The sequence below is a fragment of the Pedobacter sp. GR22-10 genome (assembly GCF_026239715.1).
Lineage (GTDB): Bacteria > Bacteroidota > Bacteroidia > Sphingobacteriales > Sphingobacteriaceae > Pedobacter.
In genome coordinates this window covers 979,340-997,163 of sequence record NZ_JAPIVR010000001.1, presented here as the reverse complement: position 1 = coordinate 997,163, position 17,824 = coordinate 979,340, and the positions used below count along the sequence as shown (strand labels likewise).

The 17,824-nt window shown below is 39.8% G+C and carries 17 protein-coding genes; 5 read left to right on the top strand and 12 right to left on the bottom strand.

The window, feature by feature from the left end; all coding sequences use genetic code 11:
* Nucleotides 1-2 precede the first annotated feature (2 nt).
* Entirely contained in the window at nucleotides 3-3,032 is a 3,030-nt protein-coding gene (locus tag OQX64_RS04220; RefSeq protein WP_265817772.1) for a SusC/RagA family TonB-linked outer membrane protein, read from the bottom strand.
* 441 nt (nucleotides 3,033-3,473) lie between these two features.
* Here OQX64_RS04220 and OQX64_RS04215 point away from each other — a divergent pair, with 441 nt between their 5' ends.
* The 5 genes from OQX64_RS04215 (at nucleotide 3,474) to OQX64_RS04195 (ending at nucleotide 8,649) form a co-directional block, all read left to right on the top strand.
* Nucleotides 3,474-3,698: a CDGSH iron-sulfur domain-containing protein gene (locus OQX64_RS04215; protein WP_088300451.1), complete on the top strand. Its 225-nt coding sequence runs from the start codon at nucleotides 3,474-3,476 to the stop codon at nucleotides 3,696-3,698.
* A 585-nt stretch (nucleotides 3,699-4,283) separates the two neighbouring features.
* Nucleotides 4,284-5,558 (top strand): hypothetical protein, encoded by a 1,275-nt coding sequence (locus OQX64_RS04210; protein ID WP_265817771.1) that lies wholly within the window; start codon nucleotides 4,284-4,286, stop codon nucleotides 5,556-5,558.
* Nucleotides 5,559-5,658: 100 nt separating this feature from the next.
* Nucleotides 5,659-6,435: a hypothetical protein gene (locus tag OQX64_RS04205; RefSeq protein WP_265817770.1), complete on the top strand. Its 777-nt coding sequence runs from the start codon at nucleotides 5,659-5,661 to the stop codon at nucleotides 6,433-6,435.
* Between the two features lie 252 nt (nucleotides 6,436-6,687).
* Nucleotides 6,688-7,473, top strand: a complete 786-nt coding sequence (locus OQX64_RS04200; protein ID WP_265817769.1) for a hypothetical protein — start codon at nucleotides 6,688-6,690, stop codon at nucleotides 7,471-7,473.
* A gap of 12 nt (nucleotides 7,474-7,485) precedes the next feature.
* The gene (locus OQX64_RS04195; protein ID WP_265817768.1) at nucleotides 7,486-8,649 is read left to right on the top strand and encodes a hypothetical protein; all 1,164 of its coding nucleotides are present in this window, start codon (nucleotides 7,486-7,488) and stop codon (nucleotides 8,647-8,649) included.
* A 3-nt stretch (nucleotides 8,650-8,652) separates the two neighbouring features.
* Here the strand turns inward: OQX64_RS04195 and OQX64_RS04190 are convergent, their stop codons facing one another.
* The 11 genes from OQX64_RS04190 to OQX64_RS04140 form a co-directional block, all read right to left on the bottom strand.
* Nucleotides 8,653-9,765: a hypothetical protein gene (locus OQX64_RS04190; protein ID WP_265817767.1), complete on the bottom strand. Its 1,113-nt coding sequence runs from the start codon at nucleotides 9,763-9,765 to the stop codon at nucleotides 8,653-8,655.
* 162 nt (nucleotides 9,766-9,927) lie between these two features.
* Nucleotides 9,928-10,263, bottom strand: coding sequence for a helix-turn-helix domain-containing protein (locus OQX64_RS04185; protein WP_265817766.1), 336 nt, complete (start codon nucleotides 10,261-10,263; stop codon nucleotides 9,928-9,930).
* Between the two features lies 1 nt (nucleotide 10,264).
* Nucleotides 10,265-10,597, bottom strand: coding sequence for a hypothetical protein (locus tag OQX64_RS04180; RefSeq protein ID WP_265817765.1), 333 nt, complete (start codon nucleotides 10,595-10,597; stop codon nucleotides 10,265-10,267).
* Between the two features lies 1 nt (nucleotide 10,598).
* Nucleotides 10,599-11,651, bottom strand: a complete 1,053-nt coding sequence (locus tag OQX64_RS04175; RefSeq protein ID WP_265817764.1) for a hypothetical protein — start codon at nucleotides 11,649-11,651, stop codon at nucleotides 10,599-10,601.
* A gap of 26 nt (nucleotides 11,652-11,677) precedes the next feature.
* Nucleotides 11,678-12,583, bottom strand: coding sequence for a hypothetical protein (locus tag OQX64_RS04170; protein ID WP_265817763.1), 906 nt, complete (start codon nucleotides 12,581-12,583; stop codon nucleotides 11,678-11,680).
* Nucleotides 12,584-12,645: 62 nt separating this feature from the next.
* Entirely contained in the window at nucleotides 12,646-13,497 is an 852-nt protein-coding gene (gene traN, locus OQX64_RS04165; protein ID WP_265817762.1) for a conjugative transposon protein TraN, read from the bottom strand.
* Between the two features lie 30 nt (nucleotides 13,498-13,527).
* A complete protein-coding gene (traM, locus tag OQX64_RS04160) occupies nucleotides 13,528-14,814 on the bottom strand; it encodes a conjugative transposon protein TraM (protein ID WP_265817761.1) in 1,287 nt (428 codons plus the stop codon).
* 2 nt (nucleotides 14,815-14,816) lie between these two features.
* Nucleotides 14,817-15,290 (bottom strand): hypothetical protein, encoded by a 474-nt coding sequence (locus OQX64_RS04155; RefSeq protein WP_265817760.1) that lies wholly within the window; start codon nucleotides 15,288-15,290, stop codon nucleotides 14,817-14,819.
* 2 nt (nucleotides 15,291-15,292) lie between these two features.
* On the bottom strand, nucleotides 15,293-15,910 hold the full coding sequence (traK, locus tag OQX64_RS04150; RefSeq protein ID WP_265818289.1) for a conjugative transposon protein TraK: 618 nt from the start codon (nucleotides 15,908-15,910) through the stop codon (nucleotides 15,293-15,295).
* Between the two features lie 37 nt (nucleotides 15,911-15,947).
* Nucleotides 15,948-17,177, bottom strand: a complete 1,230-nt coding sequence (gene traJ, locus OQX64_RS04145) for a conjugative transposon protein TraJ (RefSeq protein ID WP_265817759.1) — start codon at nucleotides 17,175-17,177, stop codon at nucleotides 15,948-15,950.
* 10 nt (nucleotides 17,178-17,187) lie between these two features.
* On the bottom strand, nucleotides 17,188-17,823 hold the full coding sequence (locus OQX64_RS04140) for a TerB family tellurite resistance protein (RefSeq protein WP_265817758.1): 636 nt from the start codon (nucleotides 17,821-17,823) through the stop codon (nucleotides 17,188-17,190).
* Nucleotide 17,824 lies beyond the last annotated feature (1 nt).

The window sequence follows — 17,824 nt, the reverse complement described above, 5'->3', positions numbered from 1 at the left end:
GATTAACGTAGTGAAACATTTAAACCTAAAACAAATGTCCGGGTAACCGGATAGTTGTTGGTCCAGTCAGCAGCGAATGCCTGTTGGTTGGCATTTGAATTACCAGTACCCCGGCCATATGTGGTTTGCTCAGGGTCCCAGCCTATCCAGTTGGTAAATGTAGCCAGGTTACGGCCGCTGGCATAAATGGTTAAACTACCCAGGTGCAGTTTATCAAGCAGGCGTTGGGCAAATACATAACTCAGGGTAACATCCTTAATTCGGGTATAACTGGCATCAGAGGCATACCCGTATCCTAAGGTATTGTTATAGGATAAGGCCGGGCGGGTTTGACTTTGGTTTTCCGGCGTCCAGTAGCCCACTTCTGCCGGTGTGTTTCTCCGGCCTGTTTCATCCCCGTAGGTTAGGTCAGGATTATTCCTGGTCATGCCCTGTGCTGTTTGGATAAACACACTTAAATTGATGTTTTTATAATGAAAAGTATTGGTAATACCTCCGGTCCATTTTGGAGCCGTTTGTCCTAAAATCGTTCTGTCGTCAGCCGTAATTTTACCATCACCATTTAAATCCGCAAATTTTAAGCTACCGGGTTTAGCTGTCGGATCCTGTTTAGACACATCTTCACCCGTTTGCCAGACACCCGTCATTTTGTAATCGTACACTACATTAATAGGTTGACCAATGAACCACCTGTTTCCTAAATCGTCCTTTCCATCGCCATATAAATCGTTGATTTTATTCTTGTTGGTGGCAAAAACAACCATGGTTTCCCAACGGAAATTCTTTCCGGCAAAATTTTGAGTATTCAGGGTCAGCTCTAAACCGTTGTTCGTGGTTTTACCGATATTTTCCAGCACCCTTGAATACCCTGTAATGATGGGAAGGCTCCTGTTTAATAATAAGCCACTCGTTTTATTCTGATATGCCTCTACACTACCTGTAATTCTGTTATTAAAGAGACCAAAATCTAAACCAACATTGGCTGTTTTAGTGGTTTCCCACTGCAATAATATATTGCCCAGGTTATTTGGAATGACACCAATGGTACTGATACCGTTAAATGGCGAGCGTACAGACCCTTCAGTGGTGATGGTATTGTAAACACCAACGGCCTCATTACCTGTTTTACCATAGGAAAGCCTTAACTTTAGGTTACTGATGGCTTTGATGTCTTTCATGAAGCTTTCGTTAATGACGTTCCATCCCAGTGCTGCTGATGGGAAAACACCATACTTGGTGGTATTGACGCCAAATACCGATGAACCATCTCTCCTGGCTGTTAAGGTTAAGAGGTAGCGGCTGTTGTAAGAATAAAATAAACGGCCCATTTGCGAGTTTAATCCATACCGATCACGGTATGAGCCACTGGTTTGCGTTGCTCCGGCACCAATATTATCCAGCCCCAGCTCATCATTGATAAAACCCACTGCACCGGCAGTGGTCAAATTGTATTTGCGTTCCTGCGCACTGTACAATGCTGTAAAATCAATATGATGTTTTTTAATATCCTTTGAATAGGTCAGGATGTTCTCGATGGTGTAACTGTTGGTCGATGCATTGAAACTACTGGCCGTACCATTATTATCATTGGCTAAACGACCAACATAACTGCCACGTCTTTCAGGAAAATAGGTATAACCTGCGTTTAACCGGAACTTTAATCCGGTTAATACCCCCGGAAACTTGATCTCTGCATAACCATTTCCATTGATATTGGTGGTTCTGCTGATCTGTGTAGTTTTTAAACCCAACAACGGATTGGTATACAATAGTTCAGGCTCCATTGGAAAAATCTTGTAAGTACCATTGGCATTATACTCCTGTCCGTAAGGACTCATGGCTGTAGCCAGCAGCAGATTGGCTCTGCCGCCATCAAAATTATTGCTGGTTAAAAATAAGGATGTACCAACCGTTAAAAAACTGGTCACATTTAAATCTAAATTGGAGCGTAAACCGATGCGGTTAAACTGGTAACCTTTAATTACACCTTTCTGGTCAAGATAATCTCCTGAAATAAAATACTTCACATCAGGTGTTCCGCCTGAAATACTGACGTTATGATCCTGAATTATCCCCTGCTGGGTCGCTTCATCCACCCAGTCGGTTGTGGTACCGGCATTATAGGCTGCTAATTCACCGAGGTTTGGAACGGGCCGCGTTTGGGTCTGATTGGTTTGTTTAAGGAAGTCGGCATATTTCTGTACGTATTCTGCCCCACTTCGAGGTTCCAGAATATGCGCAATGTTATCGATACCAGCATATCCATTGTAACGGATGACCGGTTTACCCGTGGTTCCCCTTTTTGTGGTGATTAAAATAACACCGTTTGAACCGTTCGTACCATAAATGGCCGTGGCACTGGCATCTTTCAGGATCTCTACTGATGCAATATCATTCGGGTTGATGTCATTTAAAGAACCGCCTGTTTTGGTTAAAGGCACACCATCCACCACCACGTAAGGACTGGTTCCGGCAGTGATAGAGTTTTGTCCCCTCACCAGCGCAGTAGGCTGACTGCCCGGAACGGATGAAGATGAAGTAATGTTAACACCGGCTACAGCACCCTGAATAGACTGCAGGATGTTGGTTACCGGAAGCTGCGACAATCTGGATTTCGGTACAGATACCACCGAACCGGTTACATCAGATCTTTTCTGTGTACCATAGCCCACTACCACCACCTCGTTAAGTGTTTTATCAGATTCTTCTGTTAATGAAAAATTAAGTTGAGTCTGGTTGTCTAACACAACAGTTTTTGGCGCGTAACCAACAAAGCTAACCACTAAAGTTTCTCCTTTAAGGGCTGCAATTTTATATCGCCCGTTTCCATCTGATATGGCCACCTTAGCTGTTTTTTCATTTTTAATGGTTGCACCGGGAATGGGCATACCTTTTACATCCAGGATGACACCTGAAATTTCTGTATTACTGTTTTGCGCATACAAGCTATTGCCATTGATACTTAAAAAAAGAAGTATAGACAATAGCACAGCAATACATCTTGAAGGGATTAGTAATTTTTTTTGCATCATAAATTTGGTTAGTTTTTTTGGAATGAATCGATATTGAAACCGACTTTCGTTTCACCTGTTATTAAACAGGTATTTTTTCAGGCAACGGAGGCCATGATTAGAGCTAGTAGTTCTTTGTCATAATATGTATATTTGGTTATACCAAAGTAACTATAAATATTGCACATAATATGGGGGGCAATATGATATTTAAAGGGGGGTAAATTTATATTTTAAGCACGAATAAACGCACCTGAGCCATTATATCTCATTTTAATCACTTACAAGCCTGCAGAAGAACAGCTGTTAGAGATAAGCACTGTAAAATCCACGTTATGATAGCATTGAAGTTTCAGTTCAGCAGCTCCCTGCCCAACTTAAAGCGGAATGTTTCTAAACTACAATCCGTATCTGCCAAATCATCAGAATTATTTTAGTTTTGCCGCATACAAACAAAACATCATGTCTAAAACAAAACTTACCATTAACAACAACGGATCAGTAAAAATTGAGGGAGATTTCGAAATTGTAGATAAAAACGGCAATGCTTATGGCTTACAGGGTAGAGAAGTTCTGTCTATTTGCCGTTGCGGTCTATCGCAGAATAAACCATTTTGCGATGGTGCACATAAAGGACATTTCGAACATGAAGCCATCGCTTTTGATCTGCCTCCAAAAAAAGCATAACATGAAATTAAAGCCTTGCAGAGCTGCAGGGCTTTTTTTTTGGCGATTGGTATTTAAAAGTTTTAGTCAGCAGCTCAAATACTTACGGGGTGCAAAAAATTTATTTGGCTGTACAACTTATCATTTAGACAGGCAGAGATCATTTTTTTACAAAATGAAAAATAGACAGACAATTACGATCAGTTTATTTTATTTAGCCTTATTATTTCCCGATACAAAACTTAATACAATTTGATTATCAGTTAATTAAGTAAAACAAGGGACAAGTAAGGGACATAAATCAGTAAAATAAAATCAACTAAAGCAAAGCAAATTCTGAAGACAAACTTTAACGTTTTACATTGTTATCTGACATTTTTTTTGACAAAAGAATTACAGGAAGTGGAAATTACTTATAATGGTTACTGGTTTTAATCTAAATTGTTCACGCAAATTAGCGCCTCAGTTTTACAAGAGAATATCATAGTAAGAGTTCCTCCAATTTTCCATAATTGAAAAATATTTTGCTTGCTAATCAGCTCAGATATTTTTAGATTTGATGTAAGGACCTATCCTTTCCTTAACCATCTATTTACCGCTCATCTCATGACCACTCACAAATATTGCAATAAGCATTTGCCCGAAATTCAGGAACTTTTAGGCAACGTAAAATGCCTGATTGTTACTGCTACCGAAATTGAAAAAAATTCCTTTCAGGAAAAATTCAAACCCATCAATGATGAAGGTATCATCAGGCTTTTCCATAAAAACAATACTTTCTTTATTGGTAAGTTCGGCAACTACTTAGTTGCCCATGTTCAGCTTACGCTTATGGGTGGCATTAACCCTGGCGGTTCGTTATCGACAGTTAAAGATGGAATAAATGTATTCGGCACAAAAGCGGTCATCATGCTGGGCATCGCTTTTGGTATTGATAAGAAGAAACAGAAGATCGGTGATGTCCTTATATCAGAATCAATTATTCCCTACAATATAGCCCGTGTTTCTAAAAATGCGACTGAATATCGAAACAACATACCTTTCGCAGGCGCTATTTTATTTAACCGCTTCAAAAACCTTTATGCTGATTGGGAATTCTCCATTCGGAAAGATGTAGCTGCAAAAGTAATTTTTGGAAAATTACTAACAGGAGAATCTCTAATAGATAATGTTGAATACCGTGACCTTTTGGTAAATGAATTTGTTGGAGTAATTGGGGGCGAGATGGAAGGTGCAGGATTATTCGCCGCAGCACATGAAAGTAACATTGAATGGATTATAGCAAAAGGAATATGCGATTTTGCAGATGGAAATAAAGGAAGGAATAAAAAAAACAATCAAAAGATTGCTGCTGAAGCATCTATTGCTTTATGTGAACATATTCTGTCAGTCGATTCTGTACTCAAAGAGTTAAACATCCCCGAGTTTTCCATTAAACGTGAGGCAGGAAAAGCGTTTAATGAAAAATGGGCACTTCACAACTTCAAACATTTCGCAATATTGGCCTCGACCATTGCGGAACATTCCAGTGGAGGTAAAATTCAAATCAAATTAGAAATCAAAAATATTAAAGAGGATATCGCCACCTGCTATGTTGTTATTAAAATAGCACGGAACAGACAATACGATACACCAGTTTTTAATTCAGATGTAGATCTGGATGAAAAAGAGGTAGAGACTTATAAAGTTTATGACATCTATCCCGACGAGTATAAAACATTTCAAACCGTTATACAGTTACCCATATCGGAAGTTGAAAACGATCTCGAATATAAAATCGAAGTCTGGTCACCAAAGCGTTTTGACTTTAAGTTCGTTGACGACAGCCGGATAGCTCTTTTCGATAAAACAACTTGGAAAAAAATAATTAAATCCCATTAGTCTTTGCCAATACGAAATACCCATATACTAATTCAAGACCATCGAAACTCAATTGTTCCATCAATCTTCATCACTACCTTCCCTAAATTTTTTATTAAATATGGACATCAATCGATTAAGAACTATCAGACTTGATTTATCATTTTCAGAACTATCTTCATATCACATAATGATGGAAAAGTTTCTTCATAATGAGCTTCTAAAAATCGAAGCTCATTATGAAGAGATTGAAAAGCAAAAAGTGGAAGGTGGGGAATCTGAACAGCATAAGGAGATGTACTTGGATTCTGTTGGGGAAGATTACCAGATGGTAAAAAGCTATCATGCCCACAGCTTTAGGGCTTCTTTCCTGGTACATTTATTTTCAATGTTAGAATACCATTTAAAAGTCCATTGTGACTTTGTAGCTGATCACATTAAAAGTGCTTACAGGATGAGTGATCTTCGAGAGGAAAGCGATATCATGAGGGCAAAGAAATTTTTAGAAAAGTCATTTAAAATTGACTGGTCAAAATTATCTCCTGAATGGACTAGTCTTTTGCATCTAAAAACGATCAGGAATAATATTGTCCATTTCAATGGACGTGCTCAAAAAAATGAAAAAGTTTGGAAAAGTCTGGCGGCTCTGCCTCCAGGATGGTATGAAATTAGAGAAGGAAAATTTGATGATGTAGACAGTAGGGGCCGAACAAAGTATGAACCTGATCACTACTATTCCTATGTCATCACTTCATCAAGTCTAAATGAACATTTTCTGCATAATATAAAATCTTTCCTAACAAAAATTGTAATGCAAAAAGCAATTTCTAAAAATCCTAAGGCAACAAATAAAAAGTTCATGAAATTTACACCTGTCGATGAGGAAAAAACCAACTAATTGATATTCGGACCATTCTCAATCTTTTCATTTGCCATATTTCCATATCTATCAGATTTTTTTGGAAGAATTCAATCTTCTTTGTTATTTTAAGATGCTACAGTTATTAAGGGAAACTTCGGTAATTAAAATATCAATACTTGAGCTATTGCTATCTAACAAGCATTAAAATTAACCTGCGCTAAATAATGTCAATTAAAAATCGGTTGGATAAATATCCCAGCCGAAAAAATAAACTCAAACATCAAAAAAATGGGAAAACCAAGTAATGAACACATCAACGAATCAATGAACGATTTCGTATCCGATAAAGGAAATGTACCTACTGCTTCAGACGCAAAAAGTATTTTAGGGGCTATTGATTCTACCGTATATCTATCTTTCGATCAATATTCGGGAAATCCAGACGCATTGTTAGGAAATGTTTTTCAATATCGCATTTCTGAAGATGGCAAAGACCATGTATTGGAAAACTGTCCAACCAAGGTGCTAAATACACCCATAGATGCTAACTCTCACCTTAAGGAACCAATAAAAAGGCAATCTGTAATCGTAGATCAAAAACTAAGTTTAGAGGTAGGATTTCTAAATTATTTGTCGGCAGAAATGGACGCTCAATCCACATTTAGCCTAATAGTTTTTGATCAAGCGACCGGACTGGTAGACAGAACCGCTGTTTGGGATGAAGGTCTTAGGAACTGGAAGAACAACAATGAAGATCTTTTTCAGGATCAATCAATCGAAAATATTTTTGTCGTTATAGGATATGTCCAAAAATATGTGATAAGAAAAAAGTTTAAAAAGTTTGATGTAAAGGCCAAAGGCGGTACAATGGGACTAAATGTCTCAGGCGAACTATACATGAGCTCAGAAGATTATTCACTGGATATACGGTATGGACTTACCGTTGCTACCTTAAAAAGACCTGGGGCAAACAGAGGATTAGGGATGGCACCTCGGCGTCTTGAAAACAGCCCAACAGCAGAAGAAATTAGCAGCATTCAAAAATTTAAGACAATCGAAGAATATAAAAATTAACTTCACAAACTCATGAACGTGGACAGGATAATAGATATTGTTAAAGCTTTTTATGAATCAGAATACATAAATGCAATTCATGAAATCAGGCTAGCTACCGTGGAAGATCTTGCCATGTTCATGAATATTTCAGTTCATGAATTGATAGAAATACTTTATCCGTTTATGAAACGTGGACAGGAAGAAATGATAGAATATTTTCAGAAAGATTCTATTGAACCGCTCTATTCACATTTGCTTACAGCCGTCAAAGATATTGACGATTATAGTGCTAAAATTTTCGCTCAGGAATTATACCTAAAGACACATATCATAGACACATTCAACGAGTACTATGAGGATATTATTCCATCCGAAAATCAGCATCTTTTAAAACTACTCCCTCACCTTCCCTATCCAATTGAAAGGCTGGATACTGCTGATGATTACTATGATTTTCTATTCCAAATACCATCGCTATATAGTTTTGAACTTGATTTTAATGCATACCTAAGGGCTGGAAAATCAACGCTACCGCTACCCATTCTTCATTTCAATTACTTACTATTTGCCGTCACTGAAAACTTTTTGGAGACAATAGGATATGTTATTTTAGAAAGCGAAGATAATTATCACACAAGTAGGCTAAGGAAGATTGCGGACATTCATAGTAGGGCAGAAAATATGGAAGTGGTCGCAGCATTTCTATCTTGCTTTTGTTTGATTAAAGGAGAAAGTCCGGTATTGATGAAAATCAAATTGGAGCCTGAGGCTTCTATGAATCTACATTATGCTTTCGGCGCCTCATTTATGCCTTATATATCCATGCATGAACTTGGACATTTGTTTTTGGGTCACATTGATACGGTTTATTATAAAGAAATGGAATACGAAGCAGATTTATTTGCGCTCAAATACATAACAGGACTAATTAGGAAACATGGCCAGGATGCAAAGTTCAGACTGTTTTTAGGGCTATCAGGATTCTATGCACTTTTACATTGCAGAGAGTTAATAATGCCAATGGAAAATCAGAATGACTACCCAACTGCGAGGGATCGTTTTATGAAAATCGTTAACAGGTTTGATAAATTAGACCAAGAAAAGTTTGGAAAGGCATGGAATTATGTTGTGCTTGCAACTCATCACATTTTAAAAAAGGTATATGATATAGAACTCCAATTAGCTGATTTCTAGAAACTAGGAAATAGTTCTGAAGTGCTCAATCATAATACTTTTGCTTTTTTCTAAATCATCAATTTCGGATTTAAGTTTATTTGTCCAACCGTTTATCTCACTATCGAAATAGTCTTTAGAGTTAATCATCTGCATAAAAGGAAAAATCACCTTTCCTTTGGTTAGCGCTTCGATCCTGGTTAACACGTTTACCCACTTTTTAAAGTTAGCTGATGCTTCTTCATCTGAGAATCCTAAGCGCTGCACCTCCACCTGACTATAATTAAACAGCGAAGCTAACCTGAGATGCGGGTGCGGGTATTGCTCCATGTTCCAAAGTGAATATTGGACGGGATTAGGCTCTAAAGCCATGAAAAATATTGCTATTGAAACCCACCATTTTTGAGCAGCTTTGGATTGATCATGACCATCAAGAAATTGGATAAGCATAAAGGCGTGCCTTGAAGCATATATATCAGCATGAACTTCCATCATTCTTCTCAAACTATATTCATTGAATGATTGCTTATTAATCGGTGCCTCAGTGATAAACATCCCATGCGAATCACTAAGTGCATAAATATGTCCAAGCCAGAAATGCTGAATCTCATGGATCAAAATAAAATCAACAGACAAATCATATAACTCCAAAGCAATTGATTTATGCTCGCAATATGATGGCAAATCAATTTCTCTTTCTATTTGCAAAATGGTTTCACTCGGTAAATTATCCCCGGTTACTGTATCAATGATGAACTGTGTTAGATGATCCCAAGAAATCTCCTTTGACCAAACCAGGTCTTGAAATAACTCACTAAAGGGAAAAGGATGTAACAACGTAGAAAAAAAAACCAATTTTAATCTTTCAACAACCCCCATGTACAAAGCTATATAACAGCAATTTGTTGTCGGAAAAGCTACTGCATTAATAGCACTGTTATTAATCCAAACCAGTCTTAATGAAGCGATCCAATCACGTGCTTCTTCCTCATATGCATAATGAAGCATCTCCGTCAGCTCTTTGAACTTCCGCTCTACATTCTTAGCCGTAATGGAATTATTGGTAGACATATCCATCGCATCAATCAACCCACCTTCTCCATTTGCGAAGTTCAAAAAATCCTCTTCTGTATACATTTATAAGAAACGAAATGCTAATGCGAAATTAAACTATAAATCTCTCGATTTTATTTGCAATTGAAATTATAATCTTCAACCTTTCATTTTAGAAATTGGTTCTTGTGCGAAAATGACTGCATTAAAGAATTATATTAAAACATTTATTCCTCAAAAATCTCATTAAAAACGCATACCCGGTTTTAAATTACCCCTTACCATTTCTGATATGTCATCCTTCGTTTTTCGTTTACCTGACAGTACCCATTCCTTTAAGACAGTTTTTTCAAAATAAAGTCTTTTACCTTTTTTGTTTACAGGAATTTCCATTCTGCAAACTTTTCCATACAAAGTTGATTCAGTTAATTCCAAAAACTTAGCTGCTTCAGTAATATTTAGAAAACCATCTTCAGCCTCTGGGAAAGATTTCAAATTTTGAAACAATGATTCTATCTTAATTAACTTATCTCTTATCTCCTGCACCACTTTCGGCAGGGTTTCAAAACTTACATTATCCATCCTATTTAGATTTAAATTCTAGTAGTCCTATGTTCTCTTTATTAATATCGCCAAAAATGAAATGCACCTGACTAGCCTTTCTTTTATAAAAGGATGGCTCATATCTGAGGTAACCATACTCATCTAATTCCCGTATCAACCGGTGGTACGTATTACTGCTCGATATTTTGGCGTGTACCATTGCCTGCGCTGCAAAAATTTTCAGCACACCCTCACCTCCCTGTTCCGACCATTTTTTAAAAAGCACAGCGAATAATCCCAAATGCGCGATACAAATACGTGGGTCATCCGATATCTTATCTAAAAAGTCGGAAAGAATATTTCCTTTTTCCATTTTAAGACTTGATTGCATGTCCATTCTTTCTATTACTTTTCTGTACCTGTGATTGACTTTTATTCTGGTCCTGGGACTCTTTTGTATTCTGAATATGTTTTCGTGGATTCAGTTCATAAGGTGAAATCTTTTCGTTAGCGGCATTATAAACTTCAATCTCCTTTTTCTGTGGATTTACCTGAAGTGAAAAAATTTGAGATACATTTTGGATTATCACCTCGAACTCCACCCTTTCACCTTTTTGTAAACGTTTCTTACAATCCTCAAGGTCCAATTTGGCTTCATCTTTAAATGGAAGCTTCAACAACGCTTCTTCAAGATTAAAATGGCTATACTGGTCGGGGAACGATTTAACCCTATAATTACCGTCAGCATCTTTATCCGTAAAATCAAGTGCCTGCCAGCCGTTTACGGGATGACTGATATAGACAGCTCTTTCTGAAAGCAGGTGAAAAGCTTCTTCGCTATTGAACATATAACCAGGTTCCACTTTAAAAAAATGTTCTTTTTTTTCTTTTGTCTGCTCGTTAAAAAGTGTTGCCTTATACTGCCGGAAAATAAAATTTTGATCTTCGTCTTTCTTAAATTGCAACTGAAAATCCATCCTGTCCCGTTCGTTGACATAGAAGGAAACAGGAAGGGAAAATTCTTTCCCCTCCTTCATTTTTGTTTCCGCCTCAGCAATGGAATTTCCGAAGCCGGTTTTCGCCATGGATGTTCTCACGTCCTGTGCCACCATTTGTTTTGATTTGCTAACCCTGGCTTCCTCTTTCTGGAATTTAAATGAATTAATGATCCTGGCTATGATCCTGACAAGTGCATTGGGATACAGGATTTGCTCCAGATTTCTTCTTTCCTGTTTCAATAATTTCATTTGGATAAGATCATCTTCGCTTAACCTGTTAAATTTTAAACTGATCCTGTCCAAACTGGCTATTTGTTCCTTAATAAACAAAGGACTATTAAGCACCTTTTCTGAAAAGATCCCTTCGCTTGCATAGCGATGCGCTCTACTCTGCCATTTCTTTAATTCTTTCTCCAGTAAATTTTCCATAGTGGTTGCTTACATCAGTTGGTTGCTCAAACTTTAGGGCCGGACTTCCTTACTTTATTTTTCTTCTTGGGGCCCTCATCATCATCTGATGGTTCTCCGCCATCATCATTCTTTTTGGAAGCAGTATTTTTAGCTTTCTTTTCATCATCCGGAACCTCTGCTACCTGGCTTTCCGATTGCTGCAAATCCTTTCCAGCGGACTGTTGCTTTTTCATGTTCAGGCTAATGGGGTTCATATTGGCATCATACAGGTCAAGGGTTTTAAATGCTGGGTTGGCTTTTACAAACATCTTTTCAGCTGTGCCATCCGGATGCTCATAAGTTGCACTCTGAAGATTTCCTCTGTAAAGTGAATCCACAAACTCTTTAGCATACTGCTCATTTTGCAGCTCTTTGAAAGGATACTGATCCAGCTCAGCTTTCATATCAAAACCGTAGATCTTTTTTATAGGATAAGTGCCATCTTCATTCGGGTTTTTAAAATCCAAAACCTGCCATGCGTTGTACTTTTGGTTTTTTAACTCATCGTCGTTGTCTACTTTGACGAAGTTGTTATTGACAGCCCTTCCGCAGGCCATGTTATAGGCCTCCTTAAGCGTAACCGTACTATTGATCCACTCCGGCTTCTGTTCGTTCTTTATAAATACAGGATCGGGGTTTTTGACCTGGATCTTCATCCTGATCATTTCGCCATTTTCTTTTTTGACTGCTACTTCATATGAATTAAAATAAAAGTCTTCTTTGTGCTTCCGGAGATAAGGTTTTGCAGTAACCTCATCATTGCCGTATTTTTTCTGCAGCTCCATTGTAAAGTCAGGTTTCCCTTCTTTTACTGCATCTTTAATATTTTTTCGAAGTTCTTCTTGTGGCAGATCGCCTAAGCCCGTATATAAAAGCTGCTTTCCCAGTCTTGCTATTTTATGCTCTTCCATTTTTTTAAATTTTACTTAGTGGATAATTCTTTTCTTGATTCCTTTAATGAGTAGTCAAACCATTACTCGATTTTGCTGGATGCAAGGATGTGTTTGTTTTCGACCTTTAATTGCAGATGCCTTCCTCCTCCCTGTTCCATTAACCTGATGGAAAGGAATTTTTTATCCGGAATGGTGAATTTGGATAGCGTGATCACAAAATTCTGATGGGACTTACCCCTAATGATTTCGGTATTTCCGACCTGCTCTATAGGCTGGAGCTCTATTTCCTGGGAGGCGGTGCGTTTGGACTTCTTTTTATCGACAATAAATAGGCGTAATGCATCTACATTGTAATCAATATTAGAGTTATTGGTAACACCGAACTGGAAATACAGCTTGTCGTCTTTAATGTAAATTCCATCTACGGTAAAATCAAGATCGTAGTCGTGGGCTTTGATATTTTTGATGAGCGGCATTTTACTGCTGAGCTGCTCAGTTATATCATATACTCTGGCCTCGTTATCGCTCCTGTAGGTAAACAAAGCATCTGCTCCGGGATAATTTTTATTACTTCCCACCTTAATATTTAATACCGGAGGCTGGTCTGAATAATTCAGCACATAGGAATAGAGCTTGCCATCTGCAGTAACCACGGTCAGATTGGTTTCCGAAAAACCCTGTTTGGCAGCTTTTACTTGCAGAAGGTTTTCAACACCCTTTGCAACCTGGACCAACACATCTTTACTCCCTTTGTCCACACTTTTAATGGCATAGGGAAAAAGCAGGTTCGTGGTTTTTGAATAAGTAACCAGTAATGGCAAAGCCTGAATTGTATTTTGCTGTACACTTACAAGGGACTGGGCCATTGCCTGTACATTTAAATCTAAAAGGATAACTAACGATATCCATACTACACTGATCTTTTTCATCATCGTTGTTTTTAAAGATTAAATAAATTGATTTTATTGGTTGCCCTGTTTTTGTTTCTCGTCACGGAGCAATACTTTATAGCCGGCTTTAAGGGTAACTTTAATAAGCCTTACCTTTTTACTGAAGAGTGATTTGGCTGCCTCCACACCAGCACCAGCGGCCTGAACACCAATGGAAGGGCTCATCGAGCCGAAGTTTACATCCTGGATGGCCCTGTCTGTAGATTCTTTGGCAACTTCTCTGGCAATAGCACCGGGTATATAGATACCGTCGATACCATCGATATCTATTACGCTGAGTGCAACCGGAAATAAGGATTTTTTAAAACGGATGCCGTCAATTTTAATCGCCAGCCTTTCCCCGTTGAGCGCTGCAGTGCCATAAATAAAATTGTTCTTCGGTATCAGTTTACCATTGATATAGATGTCATCGAGAAGGCGCAACTTTACAGTTGATCCATTGACTAAGGTTTGATTCTCGGAAACCACCGCATCTATTGCATTCTGATCGATTTCTGAATCCGGCTGTTCTTCTGTAGAGAAAAAACCGTTACCCTCTGATCCAGTCTTAACATGAGCATTTTTCGGTCCTTCCAGCGAGGAAACAAATTGCCGTTTGCCGGGAAGCCCTACAGCAAATACCTGCCCTTTATGCAGTTCAGATGACTTCCTGATCTTTTCCTGGACGCGCTCAGGGTATTGGAGATCGAGCACCTTTTCGAGCATCCCATCCAATTGCTGTGTTTCTGCATCTTCATCCGGGCTGCTTCCCTGCATCTGTTGCATCATCTTTTCCAGCCGTTGCAGCGACTCATTGTCACCGGCAGGTGCAGGGTTAAGGTTTTTATTTTGTGGCGCTGAAGCCATTTGCTGCTGATTCAGCAATTGGTCCAACTGCTGCAGCCTTTGATTGATCCTCATTTCATTCGGATCATTGTATCCGCCGCCAGCATACGGGCTGGTGTTCATCGTAATTGAAGACCCTGTACTTATCGGAGCTGGAAACGAAAGTCCAACAGCGCCCGAATCTTTGCCAAGCGCCTGTGCGTTACCGGGATTGCCCGACTGATCAACTGCTTTAAGGGAATCTTTGGCAGCCTGGTCATAAAAGGCCATTTTATCCAGTCCTTTTTCTTCCTTCAGCCGGGCATCGGGCAACTTGTTATTGATGCCCATACTCACTTCTGTTGCTGCTACCTGCTCCGTCTTTCCACCACCCATTGCCCAAAAGAACAGGGTTAGAAAAGGCAGCACCAGTACCGGCGCCATGAGCAGGAACTTTTTTGGTTTTTCGCTTAACGGTTGTGTTTGATTTTCCATAATTATGGGTTTTTTAATTGTTGATAATACTTTTCTATCGTTACCAGGCTGTCCATGAGTCCTGGCCTGGAGCGCACCAGGCTGTCCCTTTTGACGCGCCCTTCGGCAGTATTGCCCATGCTGTCCAGGGACATTCGAAATCCATGAATACGTCCGTAGACCTTATCCGGTACACCATCCCTATGCTCTTCCCTGTAAATCCCTGAAGTCTGGGGAACTTTAATGGAATAATTGGCCGGGGCGGCTTTTATATCGTTGGTCAAGGCTGAGATGGATACATATCCCGATAGCGCAACCATCAATATCATAAAGCAGATCAGTGCTATCCACCGGCTTTTTAAACCCATGCCATTGAACACATTGTTCATAACCCTGGTCCATCCCTGTTGTACCTGTTCCAGTTTCCTGGCAAGCAGGAGTACAAGCCTTTCCCCACCGGGAGTAAGCTGTTTTTTTCTTTTTCCAGTCTTAAACATGATTATCGGCTTTGGGTGGTCAGATCTTTGTTTTCTAAGGTGTGCCATTTCTCGATCAGGAATCCGTGAGGATTATTATCACTCCTGGTGACGTTCCTTAAATAGCCTTCTGTGATCAGGGAGCGCAGCGTTGTTGTGGAAGGTCTTATGATTTCCTGTTTGCCATAGAAGCGGAAAGCTAAAGGATAGCTATCTGTATTGACAGAAATACTGTCCACGAGAATGCTTTGGCTTACATTCCCTGAGATGACACTGCTATAGTAATTGCCTTCCTTCAAGTTGTCATATTGTTTCTTAGCAGATTCGTCCGCCAGGTACAAAGCTTTGGTCACGCTGGATACTATAGCCTTTTCATCAGGGGCCAGGCTGAAAAAGAACTGGTGGAAGGTGCGGATGTGGTCCCGGGCTTCTACCGGAACATTATCCTTCCGTTCCGACCCATAGGCTTCAAGTGCCTTGCCATTGGCCAGCACGTAGATCCTGCTTTGCGCTTTGGTCACAATACGGTAACAGGTAAAGGACCAGTAAGCGCCCAATACAAGTATAATACCAAGCGCTATTATAAAAAAGCTGCGTGTCTGCCGGAAAGCAGTATCTATATTTTTTGTTTTGCTGAACATCATTTTCACATTTTATCTTCACTGTTCAAAAATTATTTTATTCTTTCGGTGCAGGTGATCCACTGAGTTTATCAGCCATGTAGGCCCCCGTCCTTCCAATGGCAGTTCCAACTGCTCCCGATTTACCTTCAGCGCTGGCGCCTTCATAACCCCGTCCCATATCGTTACGAAAATTCCCGATAGCACCGGCGGCGCTCGCGGTTTTCTGAGCACCATAATTGCCCATGCTGCTTGTCGACACCACGGCCAGGTTGGTTACCTTCTGCAGCATGGCACCGGCACCTCCTGCATTTACAATGGAATTGGCCACTGAGGGAACCGTGAAATAGCCAATTATGCCGATGATCATAAATACCAGATAGCCGAGATCGGTGGAGCTGAAAAAGGTATCCCCGGTCTGCTGAATCTGACTTAAATCCAGTTTGAGCATCTGCTCTTGTATTTTTCCGATTATGGCCCCGAAAATGTTGGCCACGGGCAGCCACAAAAACACATTCATATACCGGGCGATCCAGCTGGTGAGGGTATGCTGGAAACCATCAAAAACGGCAAGACCAAACACAAGCGGCCCAAGTATTGCAAGTACAATCAGCTGGAAAGTCCGCAGGGTATTGATACATAATGCTGCTGCCTGGAAGAGGATCTGAAGGATTTCAGACATCCACTGTTTTACCGTATTGCGGAAATTATAAGAGGCTTTTTCAAAGAAAAACTGCATATCGCTGCCGATGGATTCAAAAACATTCTGGCTGGAGGGATCTTCATTTCCATGGGTGTATCGGTACCACCGGTCTTTATCACCTTCCTTATTTTCCCCTACATACATTTTCCAGGTTTCTGATTCCTTTACCTTTTTTTCCTTTTCCAGCAATAATGCAGCAACCGCCTGATCCGTATTTTTAACCATAGCACTGGTCCCGGATACAGTCGGCTTTAAAATTCCATTGATAAGCACCAGCACAGAGGGAAAGATCAGAACACAAAAACCCAAAACGAAAGGCCTGAATAAAGGATAAAAGTCCACCGGTTCTGCGTTGGCAATATGTCGCCAAATGCGGGAAGCGATATACCAGGTTGCGGCAAAACCTGCTATGCCGCGGCCGACACCGATCAGCTGACTGCACAAGGGGATCATCTCATTGTACAGTTGGTCTAATACGTTTTGCAGACTTCCGATATTTTCGGCCATACCGCTCTGAGCGTGTCCGATCAGAGGCATGGCAATGCCCATTACCACCATTAAGGCGGTTATAAATAAATATTTCATAAGGTTGCTGTTATTTTATGCCTGACATTTTACGTACTCCCTCTATTTCCGAAAGCTGTTTCCGGCGCTGGAGTACCAGCATGGATGTGCTTGAATTAAAGTTGTTGAGAAAGGTGCTCTTATCTTCCATATCGGCATAGATCCTGTCAATTTCCCTGATCCTTTCGTCATCGCTCATTCGCAGCTTATTTGCCGTCACCACACTAGCCAGGTCATCCAGGTTGCGCAGGCTCTCTGAAGCCAGCCTGCCATAAACGCCGCTGATGTATTCCATTTCTTTCGGATTAAAGCAGTTGGCATTTTTAAAGCGGTTGAATGCGGACTTGTAATCTTTCACCAGACGGACCTGGTAATTAATGATGCCCGAGACCTTGTAATACTTCTGCACAGCCGGGCTTACCTGTAACAGGCCGTCCAGAAACAATTCGTGCATATTAAAATTACCTTCCGAAATATTTTTGATCGTCCCGTACCCATTACTGACAATGGTATAACCCTTTTTAAGATCCGTTAGGATGGATTTGAGCTGCGCCAGTTTTTCAATGTTGAGCGCCAGCTGCGCTATCTCATCGGTCTGTGCCTTTGCTTGTGGGATATGAGCCAAAAACATTAATGCGACCCATAGCATGATTAAGTATTTTTTCATT

What these genes read in the sequence shown, in the direction of transcription:
- OQX64_RS04220 (WP_265817772.1), bottom strand. Translation starts at nt 3,032, where the DNA reads ATGATGCAAAAAAAATTACTAATCCCTTCAAGATGTATTGCTGTGCTA.
- OQX64_RS04215 (WP_088300451.1), top strand. Translation starts at nt 3,474, where the DNA reads ATGTCTAAAACAAAACTTACCATTAACAACAACGGATCAGTAAAAATT.
- OQX64_RS04210 (WP_265817771.1), top strand. Translation starts at nt 4,284, where the DNA reads ATGACCACTCACAAATATTGCAATAAGCATTTGCCCGAAATTCAGGAA.
- OQX64_RS04205 (WP_265817770.1), top strand. Translation starts at nt 5,659, where the DNA reads ATGGACATCAATCGATTAAGAACTATCAGACTTGATTTATCATTTTCA.
- OQX64_RS04200 (WP_265817769.1), top strand. Translation starts at nt 6,688, where the DNA reads ATGGGAAAACCAAGTAATGAACACATCAACGAATCAATGAACGATTTC.
- OQX64_RS04195 (WP_265817768.1), top strand. Translation starts at nt 7,486, where the DNA reads ATGAACGTGGACAGGATAATAGATATTGTTAAAGCTTTTTATGAATCA.
- OQX64_RS04190 (WP_265817767.1), bottom strand. Translation starts at nt 9,765, where the DNA reads ATGTATACAGAAGAGGATTTTTTGAACTTCGCAAATGGAGAAGGTGGG.
- OQX64_RS04185 (WP_265817766.1), bottom strand. Translation starts at nt 10,263, where the DNA reads ATGGATAATGTAAGTTTTGAAACCCTGCCGAAAGTGGTGCAGGAGATA.
- OQX64_RS04180 (WP_265817765.1), bottom strand. Translation starts at nt 10,597, where the DNA reads ATGGAAAAAGGAAATATTCTTTCCGACTTTTTAGATAAGATATCGGAT.
- OQX64_RS04175 (WP_265817764.1), bottom strand. Translation starts at nt 11,651, where the DNA reads ATGGAAAATTTACTGGAGAAAGAATTAAAGAAATGGCAGAGTAGAGCG.
- OQX64_RS04170 (WP_265817763.1), bottom strand. Translation starts at nt 12,583, where the DNA reads ATGGAAGAGCATAAAATAGCAAGACTGGGAAAGCAGCTTTTATATACG.
- traN (WP_265817762.1), bottom strand. Translation starts at nt 13,497, where the DNA reads ATGATGAAAAAGATCAGTGTAGTATGGATATCGTTAGTTATCCTTTTA.
- traM (WP_265817761.1), bottom strand. Translation starts at nt 14,814, where the DNA reads ATGGAAAATCAAACACAACCGTTAAGCGAAAAACCAAAAAAGTTCCTG.
- OQX64_RS04155 (WP_265817760.1), bottom strand. Translation starts at nt 15,290, where the DNA reads ATGTTTAAGACTGGAAAAAGAAAAAAACAGCTTACTCCCGGTGGGGAA.
- traK (WP_265818289.1), bottom strand. Translation starts at nt 15,910, where the DNA reads ATGTTCAGCAAAACAAAAAATATAGATACTGCTTTCCGGCAGACACGC.
- traJ (WP_265817759.1), bottom strand. Translation starts at nt 17,177, where the DNA reads ATGAAATATTTATTTATAACCGCCTTAATGGTGGTAATGGGCATTGCC.
- OQX64_RS04140 (WP_265817758.1), bottom strand. Translation starts at nt 17,823, where the DNA reads ATGAAAAAATACTTAATCATGCTATGGGTCGCATTAATGTTTTTGGCT.